The organism is Actinosynnema sp. NPDC053489 (assembly GCF_044544865.1).
GTDB lineage: Bacteria > Actinomycetota > Actinomycetes > Mycobacteriales > Pseudonocardiaceae > Actinosynnema.
This window is the reverse complement of the sequence record NZ_JBITXT010000014.1, coordinates 66,483-83,414: the sequence shown is the minus strand read 5'-3', so window position 1 is coordinate 83,414 and position 16,932 is coordinate 66,483. Positions and strand designations below refer to the sequence as shown.

Genomic DNA, 16,932 nt, shown 5'->3' with positions numbered 1-16,932 from the left:
TCCCTCCGCGGTGAGGTCGTCGATCCGGGCCTTCGTGTCGCGTTCGGACGGTGGGGTGCTTCGTGGTCGCTGCGCGGCGGCACGACCGGGCGGGCGGCGAGGCGACCCGCCATCGAAGCGCTTCGATTGGCCACCGTAGAGGGCTCGCCGCGACGGGCGCAACGGCCGCGGGGGTGATGGCTTGTTAACGCTAATTCACTTGACGGCGACCGCTTGACACCCGCACGTCACTCGGGATACGACTGTCGCCCCACCGCCGTTTCGCCCCTGTTTCGCCGGATTACGGATGTTAGCGCTAACAGTCCTGTCCCACTCCGACGCTCCCCGGGGGCTCCCATGCGCACCCGCACCCTGCTCGCCGCCCTGATCGGCCTCGTCGTCGCGTTCGGCCTGGTCGGACCCGCGCCGGCCGCGCTCGCCGCCGGACCGGTGCCGCACTACGTGATGACCGCGTTCACCAACAGCAGCGAGTCGAACATGCACGTCTACGACTCGGCGAACGCGACGAACTTCGCCCTCGTGCGCTCCAACGCCTACACCCCGCCCTCCGGCCTGATCCGCGACCCGAGCGTCCTGCGGCACACCGACGGCTACTACTACATCGTCTACACCACCGGCTGGACCGGGAACACGATCGGCTTCGCCCGCAGCGCGGACTACACGACCTGGACGTTCCTGCGCAACGTCACCGTCGGCCTCAACGGCGCCACCGGCAGCACGTGGGCGCCGGAGTGGTTCAAGGACACCGACGGCAGCGTGCACGTGATCTTCTCCGCCTCCACCACCGGCACGGCGGGCCAGTTCCGGCCCTACCGGATCACGGCCACCAACGGCTCGCTGTCGGCGTGGACCTCGCCGGTGGCGCTGGGCATCCCGGCCAACTACATCGACAGCTTCGTCGTCAAGGCCGGCGGCACCTACCACAACTTCCTCAAGAACGAGACCACGAAGTACGTCGAGCACGCCACCGCCCCGTCGCTGAACGGGCCGTGGACGTTCGTCGGCACCGGGAACTGGGCCGGGTGGGGCTCCGGGCTGGAGGGGCCCGCGCTGACCCGGCTGCCGGACGGCCGCTGGCGCATCTACTTCGACCAGTACGGCAACCACCGCTACTTCTACGCCGACAGCGCCGACCTGGGCGCGTTCGGGGCGAAGGTCGAGCTGCCCGGCCTGTCCGGCACCGCCCGGCACTTCACCGTGCTGCGCGAGGACGTCGGCGACGGCACGGCCGTGCCGTCGGGCAACCGGTCGCTGCGCTCGGCCAACTTCCCCGACCGCTACGTCCGGCACCGCGACGACCTGGCCTACGTCGAGCCGATCGGCACCGCGACCGACCGGGCGGACGCCACCTTCACGGTGGTCGCGGGCCTGGCGAACGGCGCCTGCCACTCGTTCCAGTCGGTCAACCACCCGGGCTCCTACCTGCGCCACAACAACATGCGCCTGGTGCTGAACGGCAACGACGGCTCGGCGGTGTTCCGGGCGGACGCCACGTTCTGCGGGCGGGCGGGGCTCGCGGGCGGCGGCACGACGTCGTTCGAGTCGTTCAACTTCCCGGGCCGCTACCTGCGCCACTACAACTACGAGATGCGGCTGGACCAGCGCGGGACCGACTCGGCGTTCACCGGGGACGCCTCGTTCGCGGTGTCCTCGCCCCTGGGCTGATCGACCGCGGACCCGCCCGCGGTGGGGGCGGGTCCGCGGCCGGGATCAGGCGGTCAGCAGGGTCAGGCCGTAGGTGGAGAGGATCTCGTTGACCGGCTGGAACCAGGTGCGTCCGCCGGACGAGCAGTTGCCGTACCCGCCGGAGGTCACGCCCTGTGCCTGGTCGCCGGTGATGAACGAGCCCCCGGAGTCGCCGCCCTCGGCGCACACGCTGGTGCCGGCCAGCTGGTGCACGTCGCCCTGCGCGTAGTGGACGGTCTCGTTGCGGGACTGGATCACGCCGCAGTGCCAGTGCGTCGTCGAGCCGGAGCGGCAGACCGAGGTGCCCACGGGCGCTTCCCACGAGCCGCGGACGAGCGCGTCGCCGACCGTGCCCCAGCCGAGGACGACGGGCGCGTTCCACCAGCCGCCGCCGGTGCGGACCCACGCGTGGTCGTTGCCGGGGAAGGAGGAGCCGGCGAACTGGCCCTGCCAGGAGCGGTCCCAGCCGTAGACCTGCGCGCCCGTGCCGCCGCAGTGGCCGGCCGTGACGTAGCCGCCGTGCACCGAGAAGCCGATGGAGCAGCGGACGTTGCCGGTGTAGTAGGGGTCGCCGCCCACGGTCCCGGCGGCGAACGGCCGGGGAGCGGTGACGCCCTCCGTGTTCACCTCGATCGGGCCGAGGGCGCGGGCCTCGGCCAGGAACCGGGCGACCGCCGCGGTCCGCACGCCGGGCTGGACGTTCACCACGACCGCGCCGGTGCGCGGGTCCGGGTGCCAGCTCGTCACGGCCCGGGGCACGCGGCCGGCGGCGGACAACGCGTCCACCCGGTCCTTCACGCCGTCGAGCTCGGCGGCGGTCCGGGCGACCAGCCGCGGCTCGGCGCCCGCGGCGCGGACCCGTTCGGCGGCCGGGGCGTCGGTCACGCCGACCACGAGCACGCCCTCGTCCTGGTCGAACCAGCTGCCGCCGAACGATCGCCCGGCGGCCGTGCGGGCGTCGGGCAGCGCGCGGGTGGCCCGGGCTTCGCGCTCGACGCGGGCCAGGGCCTGCTGCCCGGTGAGGCCGAACGCGGTCCGCATCGCGGTCACCAGTCCGGGCGACAGCGCCGGCGCCGCGTGCGCCGCCGGGGCGGTCACCAGGCCGCCGGCCGCCAGCGCGACGGCCGCACCGAGCCTTGTCAACGTTGTCAGGCGCACGAGGTCCTCCGTTTGTCCGCAGGGCGGGCCCTCGGCCGGTCGCAGGGTGGGCCGGGTGCCCGGGCAAGCTTGAGAGCGCTCTCACGAAGCTGGTTCAGACCATCGCGGTTCGGTGGACGGGCGTCAACCCCTCTCCGGTTTTCGGCTTCCCGCAGCCTCGGGCCGGCTGCGGCTGCACCGGCCCGGTGGACAAGCCACCATGAGAGCGTCTGGTTCGACAACAATTTTTCGGCCATCCGGTGTGCTCTCCCCCTGCCCGAGAGGACCCAGCCCGTGAACCGATCGAAGCGGACGACCGCCGGCGTTCTCGCCGCCCTGGTCGCCCTCGTGCTGTCCGCGTTCGCCGGCGCCGCGCCCGCGGTCGCCACGCCCGGCCCCGTGACCGCCCTGGCCGGCAGCGGCACGGTCAACGACCCGTGGGTGCCGATGCGCGAAGCGCACACGACCTGCGACTCCACCACCCTGTTCGGCAACTACAGCGGTGGGACCCACCAGGACCCGATCGTCGTCCTGCCGCGCGGCACCTGGATCGGCGTCCGGTACATCACCGGCGACGGCAGGTCCGCGATGGTCCTGTGGCACAACCACAGCCAGTGGGGCTTCCTGCTGCGCAGCTGCTTCGCCTTCGACTAGCCACCGAGGAGCCGTCCGTGCCCACCACCCGCAGCACCGCCGTCGTGGCCGCCGCGCTCGCGCTGGCCTCGATCGCGCCCGCCACCGCCACCGCCGACCCGGTCTCCACCCAGGAGGTCCGCCGGGTCTGCGCCCAGGACCTCTACGTCCGCGCCACCGCGGCCGGGGTCGTCATCGGAACCCTGTACTACGGCGACAACTTCGACGTCCAGCGCTACTCCCCCAGCCGCGAGTGGGTCTACGGCCACGCTTACGGCAACGTCCACCGCGACGGCTGGGTCCAGAACGGATGGTTCTGCTAGACGCGTCCCGGGGCGCGGGCCCCGCCCCCGGCGGAGCCCGCGCCCGTCCGCCGGCGCGTGCGGCGATCAGCAGTCCGGTGTGCCCCACGGGTGGGGAGCCGTCTGGTCGGTCGGCGCGCTGACTTCGTACACGCACCTCGGCACCTCGGCGAGGTCGTGGACGTCGGAGATGGCGAGGATCGCCAGCGGCCGGGTCAGGCCGGTCCGGGAGCGGCCGAAGTCGATCGGGCCGGTCGCCCCCTCGAAGCGGCGCGGCTCGCGCAGCTCCTGGGCGATCGCCGCCCGGTGCACGGGACGCCGCCCGGTCGACGGCGCGTCGGGGTCCGGGTTGGGCACCCTGGCCCGGGTCTGGTTCTCCCGCACCGCCTCCACGAACAGGCTCGCCGCGTCGTAGGCGAGCCCGATCCTCTCCCCCGGCCACGGCATCCGGTCGCCGGACTCGGCGAGCAGCCGGGCGAAGTCCGCGACCCGGCCGGTGCCCGCGGTCCGCTCGCGCACCCTGCGGTGCCCCGTGCAGAACGCGACCAGCGGCCGGGCGCCGGGGTGCGAGGCGTCGGGCGTGGCGGGTTCGCCCTTGGTGACGCAGTCCGGCCCGGACACGACGACCCGGGCGCCCATCGACACGAACGAGACCGCGATGCCCTTGAACTCGTTCTGGAGCCTGAGGTCGCCCTGGGCGATGAACCGGGCCACGGTGTCGTCGCCGATCACCTCGGGCCGGTCGTTGCCGCACTGGCCGACGACCTCCCTGAGGAACCCGGTGAACTCGCCCTCCCTGCCCGCGTAGAACGCGATCTCACCCCGGCCGCACACGACGTCGACCTCGCCGACCTGCCGGTCGTTCTGCGCCTCCTGCCGGATCAGCAGCCCCTCCAGCTCCTCGGAGGTGGACGCGTCGGCCCCGGGATCGGACGCCGGGTGGCTCACGTCGGCGAAGTAGACCACGCTCACCAGGGCCCGGTCGGGGTCCTGCTCGTGCAGCCGCTCCGCCTCGGCGTTCAGCTCGAACACCGCCGCCTGGGCCGCCCGCAGCCGCGGGTCGGAGCCGAACAGCCGCCCCACCGCGTCGCTGTAGCCGACGCAGGACCGGGTGGCGGCGATCCAGCGGACCGCGACGCCGGGCGAGGGGTCGGGCAGGCAGTCGTTCCGCGCCCGGACCCACCCCCAGGGGCCGGCGGTCAAGGCGGTCGCGAGGAGCACGGCGATCACCGCGCCGACGACGACCGGCTCGCGCGCCGGCAACGGCGGTTCGCGCGGCTGGATCCGGTCGCCCACGTCCTGCCAGGCCGACTCGTCGGCCTGGCTCGTCGCGGGGTCGGCGGCGCGGTCGGCGTCGTGCGGCGGCAGTGCCACGAAGACGAACCGCGCGTCCGGGCGCAACGACTGCCGGTGCCCGGGCAGATCGGCCGCCCACCGGTCGAGTTCCGCCTTGATCCGGCCGACCGCGGCGACGGGCCGGTCGGGCTGGAGGTCGGCGGGCTTCCCGGCGGCCGAGGCGACCACCAGCAGCGGGTCGTGCTCGGTCGACTCGTTGCGGACGTCGTTGATGATCCGCAGGAGTTCCCAGCCGCCGTTGTCCTCGGTCAGGCCGGACAGCAGCACGACCGGGTACGCGGTGCGCTGCCACCGGCGCAACCGCGGGCCGCGCGGCCGGTAGGCCAGTCGCAGGTCCTGGAGGAACGCGTGCACCAGCAGCTTCTTCAGCTGCTCGGGGTTCTCCTCGTCCCGACGGCCCGCGGTGAGCCGTTCGGCGAACCCGGTGAACGCGGTGGAGTGGCCCGGCACCAGGAACGGCTGGCGCATCAGCCAGCGCGGTTCGCGGCCGACCCACGGGACACCGCGCACCCACAGCCGGAACCGCAGCGGCCGGTTCCAGACCGTGAGCACCGCCAGCAGGAACCGCGCGACCGCGGACGACGCCACCACCTGCTGCGCCGCCGCGTGCCGCTCGACCTCGGCCGAGCTGTCGGCCGCCGCGTACCAGCCGCGCAGTTCGCGCAGGATCGCGCGGTCCTCCCGGGTGCGGCCCGGCTCCGCGCGTCGACCGGTGAGCCAGTCGACCAACCGGTAGTGGCGGAAGGAGCTGAGCCGGTCGGCGGCGAACCGGTCGGCGAGCAACCGGCTGTGCAGCACGTCGAGCAGCGGCAGCAGCGGCGGTTCGCGCTCGACCGCCTGCCACCGACGCGCGGCGGTCGCGGCGGCCCGCCCGGCGTCCGCGTGGGCGTGCGGCACCTTCCGGTTGCCCTTGGCCTCGGCCTGGCCGAGGCGGTCGGCCAGCGCCTTCGGCACGTCACGCCCGTCGGTGTCGCCGAGCAGGCACAGCAGCGGCAGGGGGCGGTCGCCGCGCAGCCCGTCCCGGCCGCGCCGCGGGCTCCACCGCGGCCGGTCGACGAGTTCCCGGACGACCGACAGGAACACGTGCAGACCGCGGAACACCGGGTCTTCGTCCACCGCCACCTCCTCGCGCCGGAACGGGTTCGAGCAGTATCGGGGCGAGCGGTCCGGTGAACCGGCCGTTCCCGGGACCGGCATTCGATCGGACGAGTGCCGCGCCGGCGCACCTACCGAGAGTGCGGTCGAAGTCCGCGCGATTCCCCGTGAGCCGGCACGGATCCCGCCTACGCTTGCCGGGCTCGATCCCGAGCGGCAGAGGGGGGATGGACTCATGCGCACGCACCGGAGACTCGGCACCGCGCTCGCGGTCGCGGTTCTGGTCACCGCGGCCTCGACCGGCACGGCGGACGCCGCCACCACGATGACCGACCTCGGCTTCCTGCCCGGCGCGACCGAGGCCCTCGCGCGCGACGTCAACACCACCGGTGTGGTGGTCGGCCGCTCCGGCGGCAGGAGCTGGTCGCGCGCGGTGCGGTGGGGAGCCCGCGGTGGCGTCACGGACCTGGGCGTGCTGCCCGGCGGGGAGCACAGCACCGCGACCGGCGTCAACGGCGCCGGGGTCGCCGCCGGGTACTCCGACGGGCCGGACCCGACCTACCGCGCGGTGCGGTTCGACGCGAGCGGCGTCACGGACCTCGGGCTGGTGCCCGGCTTCAGCGACAGCTTCGGCCTCGGCGTGGACGACGCCGGTGCGGTGGTCGGCGAGGGGTGGGACCGGTCCACGGGCAACCGGCGCGCCGTCAGGTGGGACGGCGCCGGCGCGCTGACCTGGTTCCCCCTGCCCGCCGGGTACGCCAACAGCCTCCTGGGCGGGGTCGCGCCCAACGGCGTCGCGGCCGGCAGCGTGTTCGACGGCGGCCTGCCCGAGCGGGCCGTGCGGTGGAACCTCGACGGCACCGCCACCGTGCTGCCCACCCTGCCCCGCGGCGGCGACGCCAGGGCGAACGGGGTGAACCGGTACGGCCAGGCGGTCGGCTACGCGTTCACGGGCGACGGCGCGCAGCACGCGGTGCGCTGGAGCCGCGACGGCACGGCGATCCACGACCTCGGCGCGGCCACGCCGTACAACAGCGTCGCGCGGGCGATCAACGAGAGCGGCCTGGTCGTGGGTACCGCGCAGGACACCGCGGGCGCGTTCCGACCGGTGCGCTGGGACGCCGGTGGTGCCGTCCTCGACCTCGGGGTGCCGACGACGACCTACACGGCGGACGCGTGGGCGGTCAACCGGTACGGCGTCATCGTCGGCGCCTCCGGCTGGACGGGCCCGAACCGCGCCCTGCGGTGGGTCGTGCGCTGACCGCGGCGGGGTGCCGTCCCGGGAGCGGCACGGCACCCCGCCGGTTCACGAGTTGCGCAGGAACCGGTCCAGCACGCGGACGCCGAACCGCAGCGCGTCGACCGGCACGCGCTCGTCCACGCCGTGGAACAGGCCGGAGAAGTCCAGGTCGGCGGGCAGCTTCAGCGGCGCGAAGCCGAAGTTGCGGATGCCCAGCTCCTGGAACGACTTGGCGTCCGTGCCGCCGGAGAGCATGTACGGCAGCACCTTCGCGCCGGGGTCCTCGGCGGTGATGGAGGCGGTCATCGCGTCGACCAGCGCGCCGTCGAACGTGGTCTCCACCGGCGGCAGGCCCAGCCACTCGCGCTCCACGTCGGGGCCGAGCAGCTCGGCCAGCTCGCGGTCGAACGCCTCCTCCCGGCCGGGCAGGATGCGGCAGTCCACGGTGGCCTCGGCGACCGACGGGATGACGTTCGCCTTGTACCCGGCCGACAGCATGGTGGGGTTGGCGGTGTCGCGCAGCGTCGCGCCGATCATCCGCGACAACGCGCCCAGCTTGCCGATCGAGCCCTCCAGGTCGTCCTCGGGGAACTCCAGGCCGGTGATCTCCGACACCCCGGCCAGGAACTCGCGCACCGACGGCGAGAGCACCACCGGGAACCGGTGCTGCCCCAGCCTGGTCACGGCCGCCGCGAGCTTGGCCACCGCGTTGTCGTGGTGGATCATCGAGCCGTGGCCCGCGGTGCCGCGCACGCGCAGCTTGAGCCAGCGGATGCCCTTCTCGGCGGTCTCCACGAGGTAGGCGCGGACGTCGTCCTTGAGCGTGATGGAGAACCCGCCGACCTCGCTGATGGCCTCCGTGACGCCCTCGAACAGCTCGGGCCGGTTGTCCACCAGCCACTTCGCCCCGTAGACGCCGCCCGCTTCCTCGTCGGCCAGGAACGCGAACACCAGGTCGCGCGGCGGCACCACGCCGTCGCGCTTGAACCGCCGCGCGACCGCGAGCGTCATCGCGACCATGTCCTTCATGTCGACCGCGCCGCGGCCCCACACGTACCCGTCCTGGACCGCGCCGGAGAACGGGTGCACCGACCACTCGGAGGCGTCGGCGGGCACCACGTCGAGGTGGCCGTGCACCAGCAGGGCGCCGCGCGAGGGGTCGGCGCCGGCCAGGCGGGCGACCACGTTGCCGCGGCCCTTGGCCCCGGACTCGACGTAGGTGGTCTCGTAGCCGACCTCGCCGAGCTTCTCCGCGACCCACTCGGCCGCCGCCCGCTCCCCGACGACCGTGGCCGGATCCCCCGTGTTGGTCGTGTCGATCCTGATCAACTCGCTGGCCAGGGACACGACCTCGTCCTGCGCGAGCCGCAGCCCGGCCCCGTCATCCAAGTTACTCACCCGGTCTTCCTACCATCCGCACCGCCGCCACCGGACGGGTCACGCCCGCACGACGGCCAGCGGGCACGGCGCGTCGTGCAGCATCGCGTGGCTGACCGAGCCGAGCAGCGCCCGCCGCACCGCGCCGCGCCCGTGGCTGCCCACGACCAGCAGCGCCGCGCCCCTCGCCTGCTCGGCCAGCGCCTGGGCGGGCCGCAGCGGGGACACCACCCGCTCGGCGCGGATGTCGGGCCGGCGGGCCAGCGGCTCGGCGAGCGACTCGGCCAGCAGGGCGTCGGCGGCCGCGGTGAGCCGGTCGGGGTCCAGGCCGAGGCCGACGCCCTGCCCGAGCGCGCCGCCCGGGGCCATCGCGTCCACCGGCAGGCCGGTCGTGGCGTGCACGGCGACCAGCGTGCCGCCGTGCCGCGCCGCGTGGTCGACCGCGAACTCCACCGCGCGCCTGCCCGGCTCCGAGCCGTCGACGCCGACGACCACCCGGCCGTCGTCGGGTTCGTCGTCCTCACCGCGCACGACGACGAGCGGCCCGGTGGCCTGGTGGGCCAGGCTCGTGGTGATGGAGCCGGCGAACACCCGGCCCAGGCCGGTCGCACCGGTCGCGCCCACGACGAGCAGCCGCGCCTCCCGACCCGCCTCGGCCAGGACGGCGGCCGGGTGGCCGTCGAACGCGCGGGTGTCGACCTCCACGCCCGGTGCGACCTCGGCGCACTCCCGGGCGACCTCGGCGAGGTGGTCCCGCGCGTACTCGCGCACCGCCTGCTCGCCGATGAGCTGGGGCAGCGGCATGGTCACGGGCGTGACGACGACCTCGGGGAACGGACCGCGCAGCACGGTCACCACGACCAGGCGCGCACCGCGGCTCGCCGCCTCCCCCGCCGCCCAGCGCGCCGCCTGCCTCGACCGCTCCGAGCCGTCGAACCCGACGACGACCGCACCACGACCGACCGCGCTCTCCAAGCTCCTCAGGACGTCGGGGTCGGTCCCCTCCGGGCCCGGGCTGGTCGGGCTCGGGCTGGGGCTGGTCGGGTTCGGGCTGGTCATCGCCCCACCTCCGGCTCTCGGCGTGTCCGTGTCGCCACGTGGGGTATCCGGTCGGGCCGGTCCCGACACGGGATTCACACCGCAGGGAGGGAACGGGTCGCCGCCGGCCGCGTCAGTCCGAAGAGGACCGGGGCGCGCGGTCGCGCATCTGGCGGTGCGCCACCAGCCCGACGAGGGCCGCGAGCGCGCCCGCGCCGAGCAGCACCGGCCGCGTGGCGTCCACGTCGAACGAGCGGTCGAACAGCGTGACCGCCGTCGGTCCCACCACCGCCACCAGCAGCGGGCCCAGCACCGTCGACAGGCCGAGGACGAGCTTCATCAACGACTGGACCAGCGCCACCATCCGGCCGCGCATCGCGTCCTCGACCCGCGTGCCGATGAGCGTCAACCCGGTGAGGAACGCCACGCCCGCGCAGCCGCCCACCACCGCGACCGCGGCCAGCGCGAACCACAGGTGCGGTGCGAGCGACACGACGGCCAGCCCCAGGCCCGCGCCGGCGATCGCGACGCCGAACAGCCGGTGGTGGCCGAGCCCGCGGGCGAGCCACGGCGCGGTCGCCATGCCGGCGGCCAGGCCGACGAAGACCGCGATGAACAGCGTCCCGTAGGCGCTCTCGCCACCGCCCAGGCTCGTCGCGTACCGGCGGGCGCTGCCGATCACCGCGCCGGCCGCCGCGAACGCGCCGGTCATGCCGACCACCAGGCCGCGCAGCAGCGGTGTGCCCCACGCGTGGTGCAGTCCGTCGCGCATCATGACCAGGAACCCGGGGCCCCCGGGCCCGGCCGGCCGCGCGATCCGGCCCGACAGCTCGGGCACGCGCAGCGCGATCAGCAGCGCCGAGGACAGGTAGAGCAGGCCGTTGGCCGCGACGGCGACGATCGCGATCCGGAACTCCAGGTCGCCGTCGCGCACCCCCAGGTAGCCGGGGACGCCCGCGATCAGCGAGTACAGGCCGAACCCGCCGACCGTGGCGATGCCGTAGGTCATCACCAGGCCGAGCTGGTTGGCCGTGTCGACCTGGTCCGGCCGGTCCAGCAGGTTGGGCACGGCCGAGTCCTTCGCCGGGATCCACAGCATCGCGCAGCAGCCGACCAGGAAGTTCGCCGCGAACAGCCACCAGGCCGTGCCGACGAGCGCGATCGACAGGAACAGCCCGCCGCGCGCCAGGTCGCACGCCACCATCACCCGGCGCCGGTCGAACCGGTCGGCCAGCACCCCGCCCAGCGGCGCGAACACCACCCCGGGCAGCAGTTGCGTCAGCACCACCGCGCTGAGCGCGAAGCCCTCCCAGCCGTACCCGGCGGCCAGCTTCGTCACCAGGCCGGTCAGCGCCAGCAGCGACAGCCAGTCGCCCACGCTGCACAGGAACGTGACGCCCCAGAGCCGCCGGAACGGCCCGATCGCCAGCACCTCGCGCACCCTCCCGGCCGTCGAGACGCCCGCGCCGTCCCCCTCGGCCACCCCCACACCGTCGCCGCCTTGAATGCCGCCACCCCCGTCGTCGCAGATGATCAGACTAACGACGACGGCCCGGCGCCCGCCTCTCGCTCAGTGCTCCTCGGCGGAGTGCTTCAGCGAGGCGTCCACGAAGTGCAGCAGGTCCGAGACGGCGACGGCCGACAGCGCGGTCGCGACCAGGCGGGTCGCCCGGGGCGCGAACACCAGGCCGGCGGTGAGCGCGCTGGCGATCCACACGCCGGAGCAGAACGGACAGGTCACCAGCTCCCCCGCGGCGTGCTTGAGCCCGTCGCCGCGCACCGACTCGTTGACCTCGGCCGCGCCGGCCGGTCCGTCGAACCTGGCGAACGGCGCGCGCAGCACGCTGGTCACCGACGCCTTCGTCAGCAGGCGGCTCGCCTTGTGGGTGGCCAGCGACAGCAGCAGGGCGTCGCCGACGGCGACCCGCTCGGGCAGCCGCACGCCGACGCGCCGCCCGATCACGGTCGCCCCGGTGACGAGCGCGCCGTAGGTGCTCAGCGTCGCCAGGTAACCCCGCAACGGGCGCCGCTCGCCCCCGGAGTAGGCGGAGCTGACCTTCCGGAAGACGTCGGTGATCGGCATGGCTCGGGTGTAGCCGCGACCCGCCGGTTCAAACGCCGGGCGCCGCGCCCGTGCTCGTCCGACGGACCCCGGGCCGGTCCCCGTACCCACTGGTCACACCCGTTCGTGGCGTTTGAGGGTTAGGCGTGCCACGAACGGGTAATCACGGGCGCATCGCCTGGTACGAGCGGACGGAGGCGGACGGGTTGAGGTGCGACGTGCGGCAGGAGCACGGCTGCCTGGTCGTGCGCCCGACCGGTGTGCTCGACGCGGGCACCTACGCCTCGCTCCGCGACACGCTGCTCAAGTGCGCCGTCGAGCAGCCGCGGGCGGTCGTCGTGGACCTCGCCGACGTGGAGGTCCGGGCGGAGTCGCTGCTCAGCGTGTTCGCCGCGGTGTGGCTGCGGACGTGCGACTGGCCCGGCGTGCCGCTCAAGCTCGCCGGCGCCCCGGGGCACGTGCCACCCCACACCGCGCTGCGCCGCTACGTCGCCGTGCACGACACCGTGCCCGACGCCCTGGACCGCGTGGACGAACCGCCGCCCAGCCGCCTCGCGCGCCGCGACCTGCCGCACGACCTGGACAGCCCCGGGGCCGCGCGCGCGTTCGCCTCCCGGACGTGCCGCGACTGGCGGTTGCCGGAGGACGTCGTCGACGCGGCGGTGCAGGTCGTCTCGGAACTGGTGACCAACACCGTCCTGCACACCTCCTCCGCCGCCCGCGTGCGGTTGGAGCTGCGCCGCGGCCTGCTGACCGTGGCGGTCGGCGACGACGACTCCCGCCCGGCGGTGCTGCGGGAGCGACTCGGCCGGCGGGACGGCGGGCTGGGCCTGCTGGTGGTGGCGCAGCTGGCCAAGACCTGGGGCTGCGTGCCCGACCGGGGCAACGGCCGCAAGGTGGTGTGGGCGGTGCTCGGCACGGCGCCGGAACGCCTGTCGGCCTGACGCCGCCGGTCAGCTCTGCTGCGTCGCCGACTCCATGACCACGATCGCGCCGGTGATCCGACCCTGGGGTGCGGTCAGCGGTGAGATGACCACGCGGACGGTGGTGCTGCGCCCGCGCCGGTTGATCGCCTCCAGCATGAGGACGTCCTCGACCGACTCACCGGCCAGCGCCCGGCGCACCGCCGAGCGGAGTTCCCCGACCGGCAGTCCTATGTCGAGGTTCAGCAGGTGGGCGCCCACGGCCTCGTCGCGGCGCAGCCCCCACAGGTCCTCCGCACCGCGGTTCCACACCAGCACGCGCAGGTCCGGGTCGACCACGATGACGCCGGAGCGCACCGAGGTGAGGATCGACTCCATGAAGTCGTTGACCTCGTCCAGCTCGGCGCTGCGCTCGCGCAACGTGTCGTTTATGGCCTGCAGCTCGTCGTTCGTGGACTGGAGCTCCTCGTTCATCGTCTCCAGTTCCTCGTTGGTCGACTGGAGCTCCTCGTTGGTGGTCTCCAGTTCCTCGACCGTGGACTGGAGCTCCTCGTTGGTCGTCTCCAGTTCCTCGTTGGTCGACTGGAGCTCCTCGTAGGCGGCCTCGAGCTGGCGGTTCGCGTGCTCCAGCTCGTCGAGCAGCTTGCGGGCGGCGCTGACGTCGTGGAACACGACGGTGACGCCGAGCAACCCGTTGTCGCCGTCGACGAGCGGGTTGACGTGGATCTCGAACCACACCGAGTCGCCGGGCTGGCGGGCCCACTCGACGTCCTTGACCCGGATCGCCCGCCGCTCGACCTTGGACTGCTCCACGTAGGCGCGCAGCTCGACCGGGCGGTAGGACAGCTCCAGGTCGCGCAGCGGCCGGCCGATGTCGCGGGGTGACAACCCGAACACCACCTCCGCCTGCTGGTTGATCAACGCCACGATGTCCTCCCCCGTGACGACCACCTGCGCGACGGGGCTGGCGGAGAAGGCGTGCTCGCGGAGCTGGTCGAGGCCGCTCACGTCGGTGCCGCGCTCGTGGACCGCCGCCTGGGACACCAGCGCGCCCAGGCCGGTCGGAACGCCCAGCGCCTTGCGGAACATCCGCCGCTTCAGGTCCACGGGGTCGAAGATCCGGCTGTGCGACAGCAGCATCTCGGCCTTGCCCAGGAACAGCAGGCCCCGGGGCATCAGCGCGAAGTGGAACCGGCCCAGGATGCGGGCCTGCGTCTCGGCGTTGAAGTACATCAGCGCGTTGCGGCACACCAGCAGGTCGATCCGGGAGATCGGGGCGTCCTGCACCAGGTCGTTGCGGCCGAAGATCACCGAGCGGCGCAGGTCCTTGCGGAAGACGTACCGGCCGCCCTGCTGGTCGAAGTAGCGCTGGAGCTGGTCCTCGTCCAGGCTCCGCACCTCGGTGGCGGTGTAGGAGGCCTGGCGGGCCTGGGTCAGCGCCTCCTCGTCCACGTCGGTGGCGTAGATCTTCACCTGCTGCCGGAACCGCTCCGGGCCGAGGGCGTCGGCGAGGACCATCGCCAGGCTGTACGCCTCCTGCCCGGCCGCGCAGCCCGCGCTCCAGACCCGCACCGGGTCGTCCGGTCCCCGCTCGGCGAGCATCATCGGGATGATCTCCGAGCGCAGGTGGTCCCACGCCTCGCGGTCGCGGAAGAAGTCCGTCACGTTGATCAGGATCGTGTTGAACAGCGCCTCGAACTCCTCGGGGTTGACCTGGAGGAGGTCGAGGTAGTCGGCGTAGTCCTCGATGCCGACGTGCGCCATCCGCCGCCGGACCCGTCGGGCGAGGCTCGTGCGCTTGTACCCGGTGAAGTCGAACCCGCGCGCTTCTTTGAGGTAGACCAGTACGGCCTCGAACTTGCTGTCGGGCTCGGCCGGAGTCGCGTCCACGGCGGATCAGGCTACTGGTCGTCGGCGACGGGCTCGGCGTAGGCGGGGTCCCGGGGTCCGTCCACGGCCTGACCCTCGACCGCGGACACCAGGAACGCCCGCAGCACCTCGGCCGCGTTCGAGGACTCCTCGACGATGTAGTCGTACCGGGTCGCCCGCCGACCGTCGCCCTGGCCCCGGGCGGCCTCGCGGAGCCGCTCGGACAACCTGATCTTCTCCTCCAGGCTGCGCAGCGCGGTCCACAGCGCCAGCTCGAACCCGTCGCCCTGCGCCTGGGCCAGCGCTTCGGCCGACCAGGCGTGGCCGACCTGGCAGCGGTACCGCAGCGAGCCGGGCTCGACCTCGTTCAGCACGCCGCGGCAATCCGGGCAGGAGAACTCGGTGGGGTTGCCGATCGACTGGCCACCGACGTCCATGCTCGCCCTCCAATCACGCACGATGTCGTTCTCCCGCGTCAGCTCGGTGGGGACGGGTGGCGGCGCGTCCGGCACCGGCACCGCTTCCCGCGCCAGCGCGGCCAGCTCCGGGCCGAGGCGCGAGGCGGGCAGGACGCGCGCGGCCGACACGTGGCGCAGCGCGTTCTCCGGCATCGCCCGGTACAGGGCGTCGTCCGGGTCCTGAACCACCACCGCTCCCCCGCGCCTGCGGATGGCGACGACGCCCGCCACGCCGTCGTCCAGGACGCCGGACAGGACCACCCCGGTGACCCGGGGACCGGCGGCGACGGCGGCGGAGCGGAACAGCGCGTCCACCGCGGGCCGGTGGCCGTTCTCGGTGGGGCCGTGCGTCAGCAGGCAGCGGTCCTCGACCACGAGCAGGTGGTGGTCGGGTGGCGCGACGTGGACGCGCCCGCGTTCGAGCGGCATGCCCGACCGCGCGGTGACCGCCCGCAGCGGGCCGGCGCGGTCCAGGATCCGGGCGAGCGCGCTGGTGCCCCCGGCGGGCAGGTGCAGCACGACGGCCACGGCCGCGGGCAGGTCCTCCGGCAGCCCGGCCACCAGCTCGCGGAGGGCTTCCACCCCTCCGGCCGAGGCGCCCACCACGATCACGTCGCGGTGCACCGAGGGCATCCGGAGTCACATCCTTCGCTGGGAATGGGTCCACCGTAGTCGCCGGCGGCGGTCACCGCGACCGGCGTTGATCACGCAGGTGGCCATCGAGCCCTTCGTCGACGGCTCGGCGAGCGGCCGCGGCGGCATCGCGGTGCTCCCCGGCCCGGCGCAGGTGCCGGGCCCCTTCCGGACCGCTTCTCCGGGCCAGCTTCTCGTACATCGACGCCGCGTTGTCGTGCGCCTCGGCCGCCCTGGTGTAGGCCGCCACCGTGCGCTGCAACCGGTCGGCCGCGCGGGCCGTCGCGTACCGCGCCCGGCGGCTCGCCTCGGCGACCGGGTCGGACACCCGCTGGTCGTCGGACCGGCCGAACACCAGCCGCCGGTGCAGCTGGTCGGCCCGCGCACCCGCCTCCTTGGCCGCTCGGCCGGCCAGCTCCGCCGTGTCGCGCGGGTCGATGCCGGTCTCGACCATGATGCCGGCGAGCCGGCGCACCTTGACGTTGAGCCGCTGCGACGCCTTCGACAGCAGCCCGAACGCCTCGTCGGCGGTCACCCGGTGGCGCTGCATCAGGATGCCCACGGCCTGCCCGATCACCTCGCGGCTGTGGACCGCGGAGTTCAGGTCCTCCAGGCGTGACGCGGTGCGCAGCGCTATCGCGGCGTGCTTCGCGTACAGGGAGGCGATCGTCACGGCGTCGTCGTCGAAGGCCGAGGGCGCCGCGGCGTAGAGGGTGAGCGCGGAGTGCACCCCCGGTTCACCGGACAGGTGGCAGGACAGCACGCTGCGCGCCCCCGGCGCGGCGGCGGCGAAGCGCGGCCACCGGCTCTCGACGCGCAGGTCGTGGACCACGACCGGGGAGTCGTGCGCGATCGCGTCCAGCCACGGGCCCTCGCCGGTGTCGTGCTGCGCGGCGTCGCAGGCGCGCGCGAGGTCGCCGGTGCCGGCCAGGGTCCGGACGGCGCCCCGGCGGGACATCGACACCGACGCGGCGTCCACGCCGGGCACGAGGTCCCCGGCCAGGGCGGCGATGCGCGCCGCGGTGCCTTCCAACGATTCCTCGTCCGACATCGACAGCGCCGCGTCGGCGAGCTTCCGCGCCAGGTCCACCGCAGGTTTCTTCCCCGTCGACCCGGTGACCAT

General features: G+C 74.1%; 14 protein-coding genes. 5 read left to right on the top strand and 9 right to left on the bottom strand.

The features are described 5' to 3' along the window. Positions 1-336 precede the first annotated feature (336 nt). A complete protein-coding gene (locus ACIGNX_RS27875; protein ID WP_396543726.1) occupies positions 337-1,665 on the top strand; it encodes a glycoside hydrolase family 43 protein in 1,329 nt (442 codons plus the stop codon). A 45-nt stretch (positions 1,666-1,710) separates the two neighbouring features. On the opposite strand, the gene ACIGNX_RS27870 is transcribed toward ACIGNX_RS27875, so the two are convergent. After that, entirely contained in the window at positions 1,711-2,844 is a 1,134-nt protein-coding gene (locus tag ACIGNX_RS27870; RefSeq protein ID WP_396543725.1) for a S1 family peptidase, read from the bottom strand. A 273-nt stretch (positions 2,845-3,117) separates the two neighbouring features. Here ACIGNX_RS27870 and ACIGNX_RS27865 point away from each other — a divergent pair, with 273 nt between their 5' ends. Continuing rightward, positions 3,118-3,477, top strand: coding sequence for a hypothetical protein (locus tag ACIGNX_RS27865; RefSeq protein WP_396543723.1), 360 nt, complete (start codon positions 3,118-3,120; stop codon positions 3,475-3,477). A 17-nt stretch (positions 3,478-3,494) separates the two neighbouring features. Beyond that, positions 3,495-3,779, top strand: coding sequence for a hypothetical protein (locus ACIGNX_RS27860; protein WP_396543722.1), 285 nt, complete (start codon positions 3,495-3,497; stop codon positions 3,777-3,779). Positions 3,780-3,845: 66 nt separating this feature from the next. On the opposite strand, the gene ACIGNX_RS27855 is transcribed toward ACIGNX_RS27860, so the two are convergent. Further along, positions 3,846-6,230: a hypothetical protein gene (locus ACIGNX_RS27855; protein WP_396543720.1), complete on the bottom strand. Its 2,385-nt coding sequence runs from the start codon at positions 6,228-6,230 to the stop codon at positions 3,846-3,848. Positions 6,231-6,444: 214 nt separating this feature from the next. On the opposite strand from ACIGNX_RS27855, the gene ACIGNX_RS27850 reads away from it, so the two are divergent. Then, entirely contained in the window at positions 6,445-7,470 is a 1,026-nt protein-coding gene (locus tag ACIGNX_RS27850) for a hypothetical protein (protein ID WP_396543718.1), read from the top strand. A 45-nt stretch (positions 7,471-7,515) separates the two neighbouring features. On the opposite strand, the gene ACIGNX_RS27845 is transcribed toward ACIGNX_RS27850, so the two are convergent. The 4 genes from ACIGNX_RS27845 to ACIGNX_RS27830 all read right to left on the bottom strand — a co-directional run bounded on the left by ACIGNX_RS27845 (position 7,516) and on the right by ACIGNX_RS27830 (position 11,947). Then, positions 7,516-8,838 (bottom strand): M20/M25/M40 family metallo-hydrolase, encoded by a 1,323-nt coding sequence (locus ACIGNX_RS27845; protein WP_396543889.1) that lies wholly within the window; start codon positions 8,836-8,838, stop codon positions 7,516-7,518. A 48-nt stretch (positions 8,839-8,886) separates the two neighbouring features. Then, positions 8,887-9,885: a universal stress protein gene (locus ACIGNX_RS27840; RefSeq protein ID WP_396543717.1), complete on the bottom strand. Its 999-nt coding sequence runs from the start codon at positions 9,883-9,885 to the stop codon at positions 8,887-8,889. Positions 9,886-9,997: 112 nt separating this feature from the next. Further along, on the bottom strand, positions 9,998-11,347 hold the full coding sequence (locus ACIGNX_RS27835; protein ID WP_396543715.1) for an MFS transporter: 1,350 nt from the start codon (positions 11,345-11,347) through the stop codon (positions 9,998-10,000). An 87-nt stretch (positions 11,348-11,434) separates the two neighbouring features. Further along, positions 11,435-11,947 (bottom strand): DUF1360 domain-containing protein, encoded by a 513-nt coding sequence (locus ACIGNX_RS27830; protein WP_396543714.1) that lies wholly within the window; start codon positions 11,945-11,947, stop codon positions 11,435-11,437. Positions 11,948-12,144: 197 nt separating this feature from the next. Here ACIGNX_RS27830 and ACIGNX_RS27825 point away from each other — a divergent pair, with 197 nt between their 5' ends. Further along, positions 12,145-12,870: an ATP-binding protein gene (locus tag ACIGNX_RS27825; protein WP_396543713.1), complete on the top strand. Its 726-nt coding sequence runs from the start codon at positions 12,145-12,147 to the stop codon at positions 12,868-12,870. 9 nt (positions 12,871-12,879) lie between these two features. On the opposite strand, the gene ACIGNX_RS27820 is transcribed toward ACIGNX_RS27825, so the two are convergent. The 3 genes from ACIGNX_RS27820 to ACIGNX_RS27810 are packed head-to-tail and all read right to left on the bottom strand — an operon-like array spanning position 12,880 to position 16,899. Then, positions 12,880-14,739: a CheR family methyltransferase gene (locus ACIGNX_RS27820; protein WP_396543712.1), complete on the bottom strand. Its 1,860-nt coding sequence runs from the start codon at positions 14,737-14,739 to the stop codon at positions 12,880-12,882. Between the two features lie 11 nt (positions 14,740-14,750). Continuing rightward, positions 14,751-15,809 carry a chemotaxis protein CheB gene (locus ACIGNX_RS27815; RefSeq protein ID WP_396543710.1) on the bottom strand — a complete coding sequence of 353 codons (1,059 nt, stop codon included), beginning with the start codon at positions 15,807-15,809 and terminating at the stop codon, positions 14,751-14,753. 52 nt (positions 15,810-15,861) lie between these two features. Further along, positions 15,862-16,899, bottom strand: coding sequence for a GAF and ANTAR domain-containing protein (locus ACIGNX_RS27810; protein WP_396543709.1), 1,038 nt, complete (start codon positions 16,897-16,899; stop codon positions 15,862-15,864). Between the last annotated feature and the right edge of the window lie 33 nt (positions 16,900-16,932).

What these genes read in the sequence shown, in the direction of transcription:
- ACIGNX_RS27875 (WP_396543726.1), top strand. Translation starts at nt 337, where the DNA reads ATGCGCACCCGCACCCTGCTCGCCGCCCTGATCGGCCTCGTCGTCGCG.
- ACIGNX_RS27815 (WP_396543710.1), bottom strand. Translation starts at nt 15,809, where the DNA reads ATGCCCTCGGTGCACCGCGACGTGATCGTGGTGGGCGCCTCGGCCGGA.
- ACIGNX_RS27840 (WP_396543717.1), bottom strand. Translation starts at nt 9,885, where the DNA reads ATGACCAGCCCGAACCCGACCAGCCCCAGCCCGAGCCCGACCAGCCCG.
- ACIGNX_RS27850 (WP_396543718.1), top strand. Translation starts at nt 6,445, where the DNA reads ATGCGCACGCACCGGAGACTCGGCACCGCGCTCGCGGTCGCGGTTCTG.
- ACIGNX_RS27830 (WP_396543714.1), bottom strand. Translation starts at nt 11,947, where the DNA reads ATGCCGATCACCGACGTCTTCCGGAAGGTCAGCTCCGCCTACTCCGGG.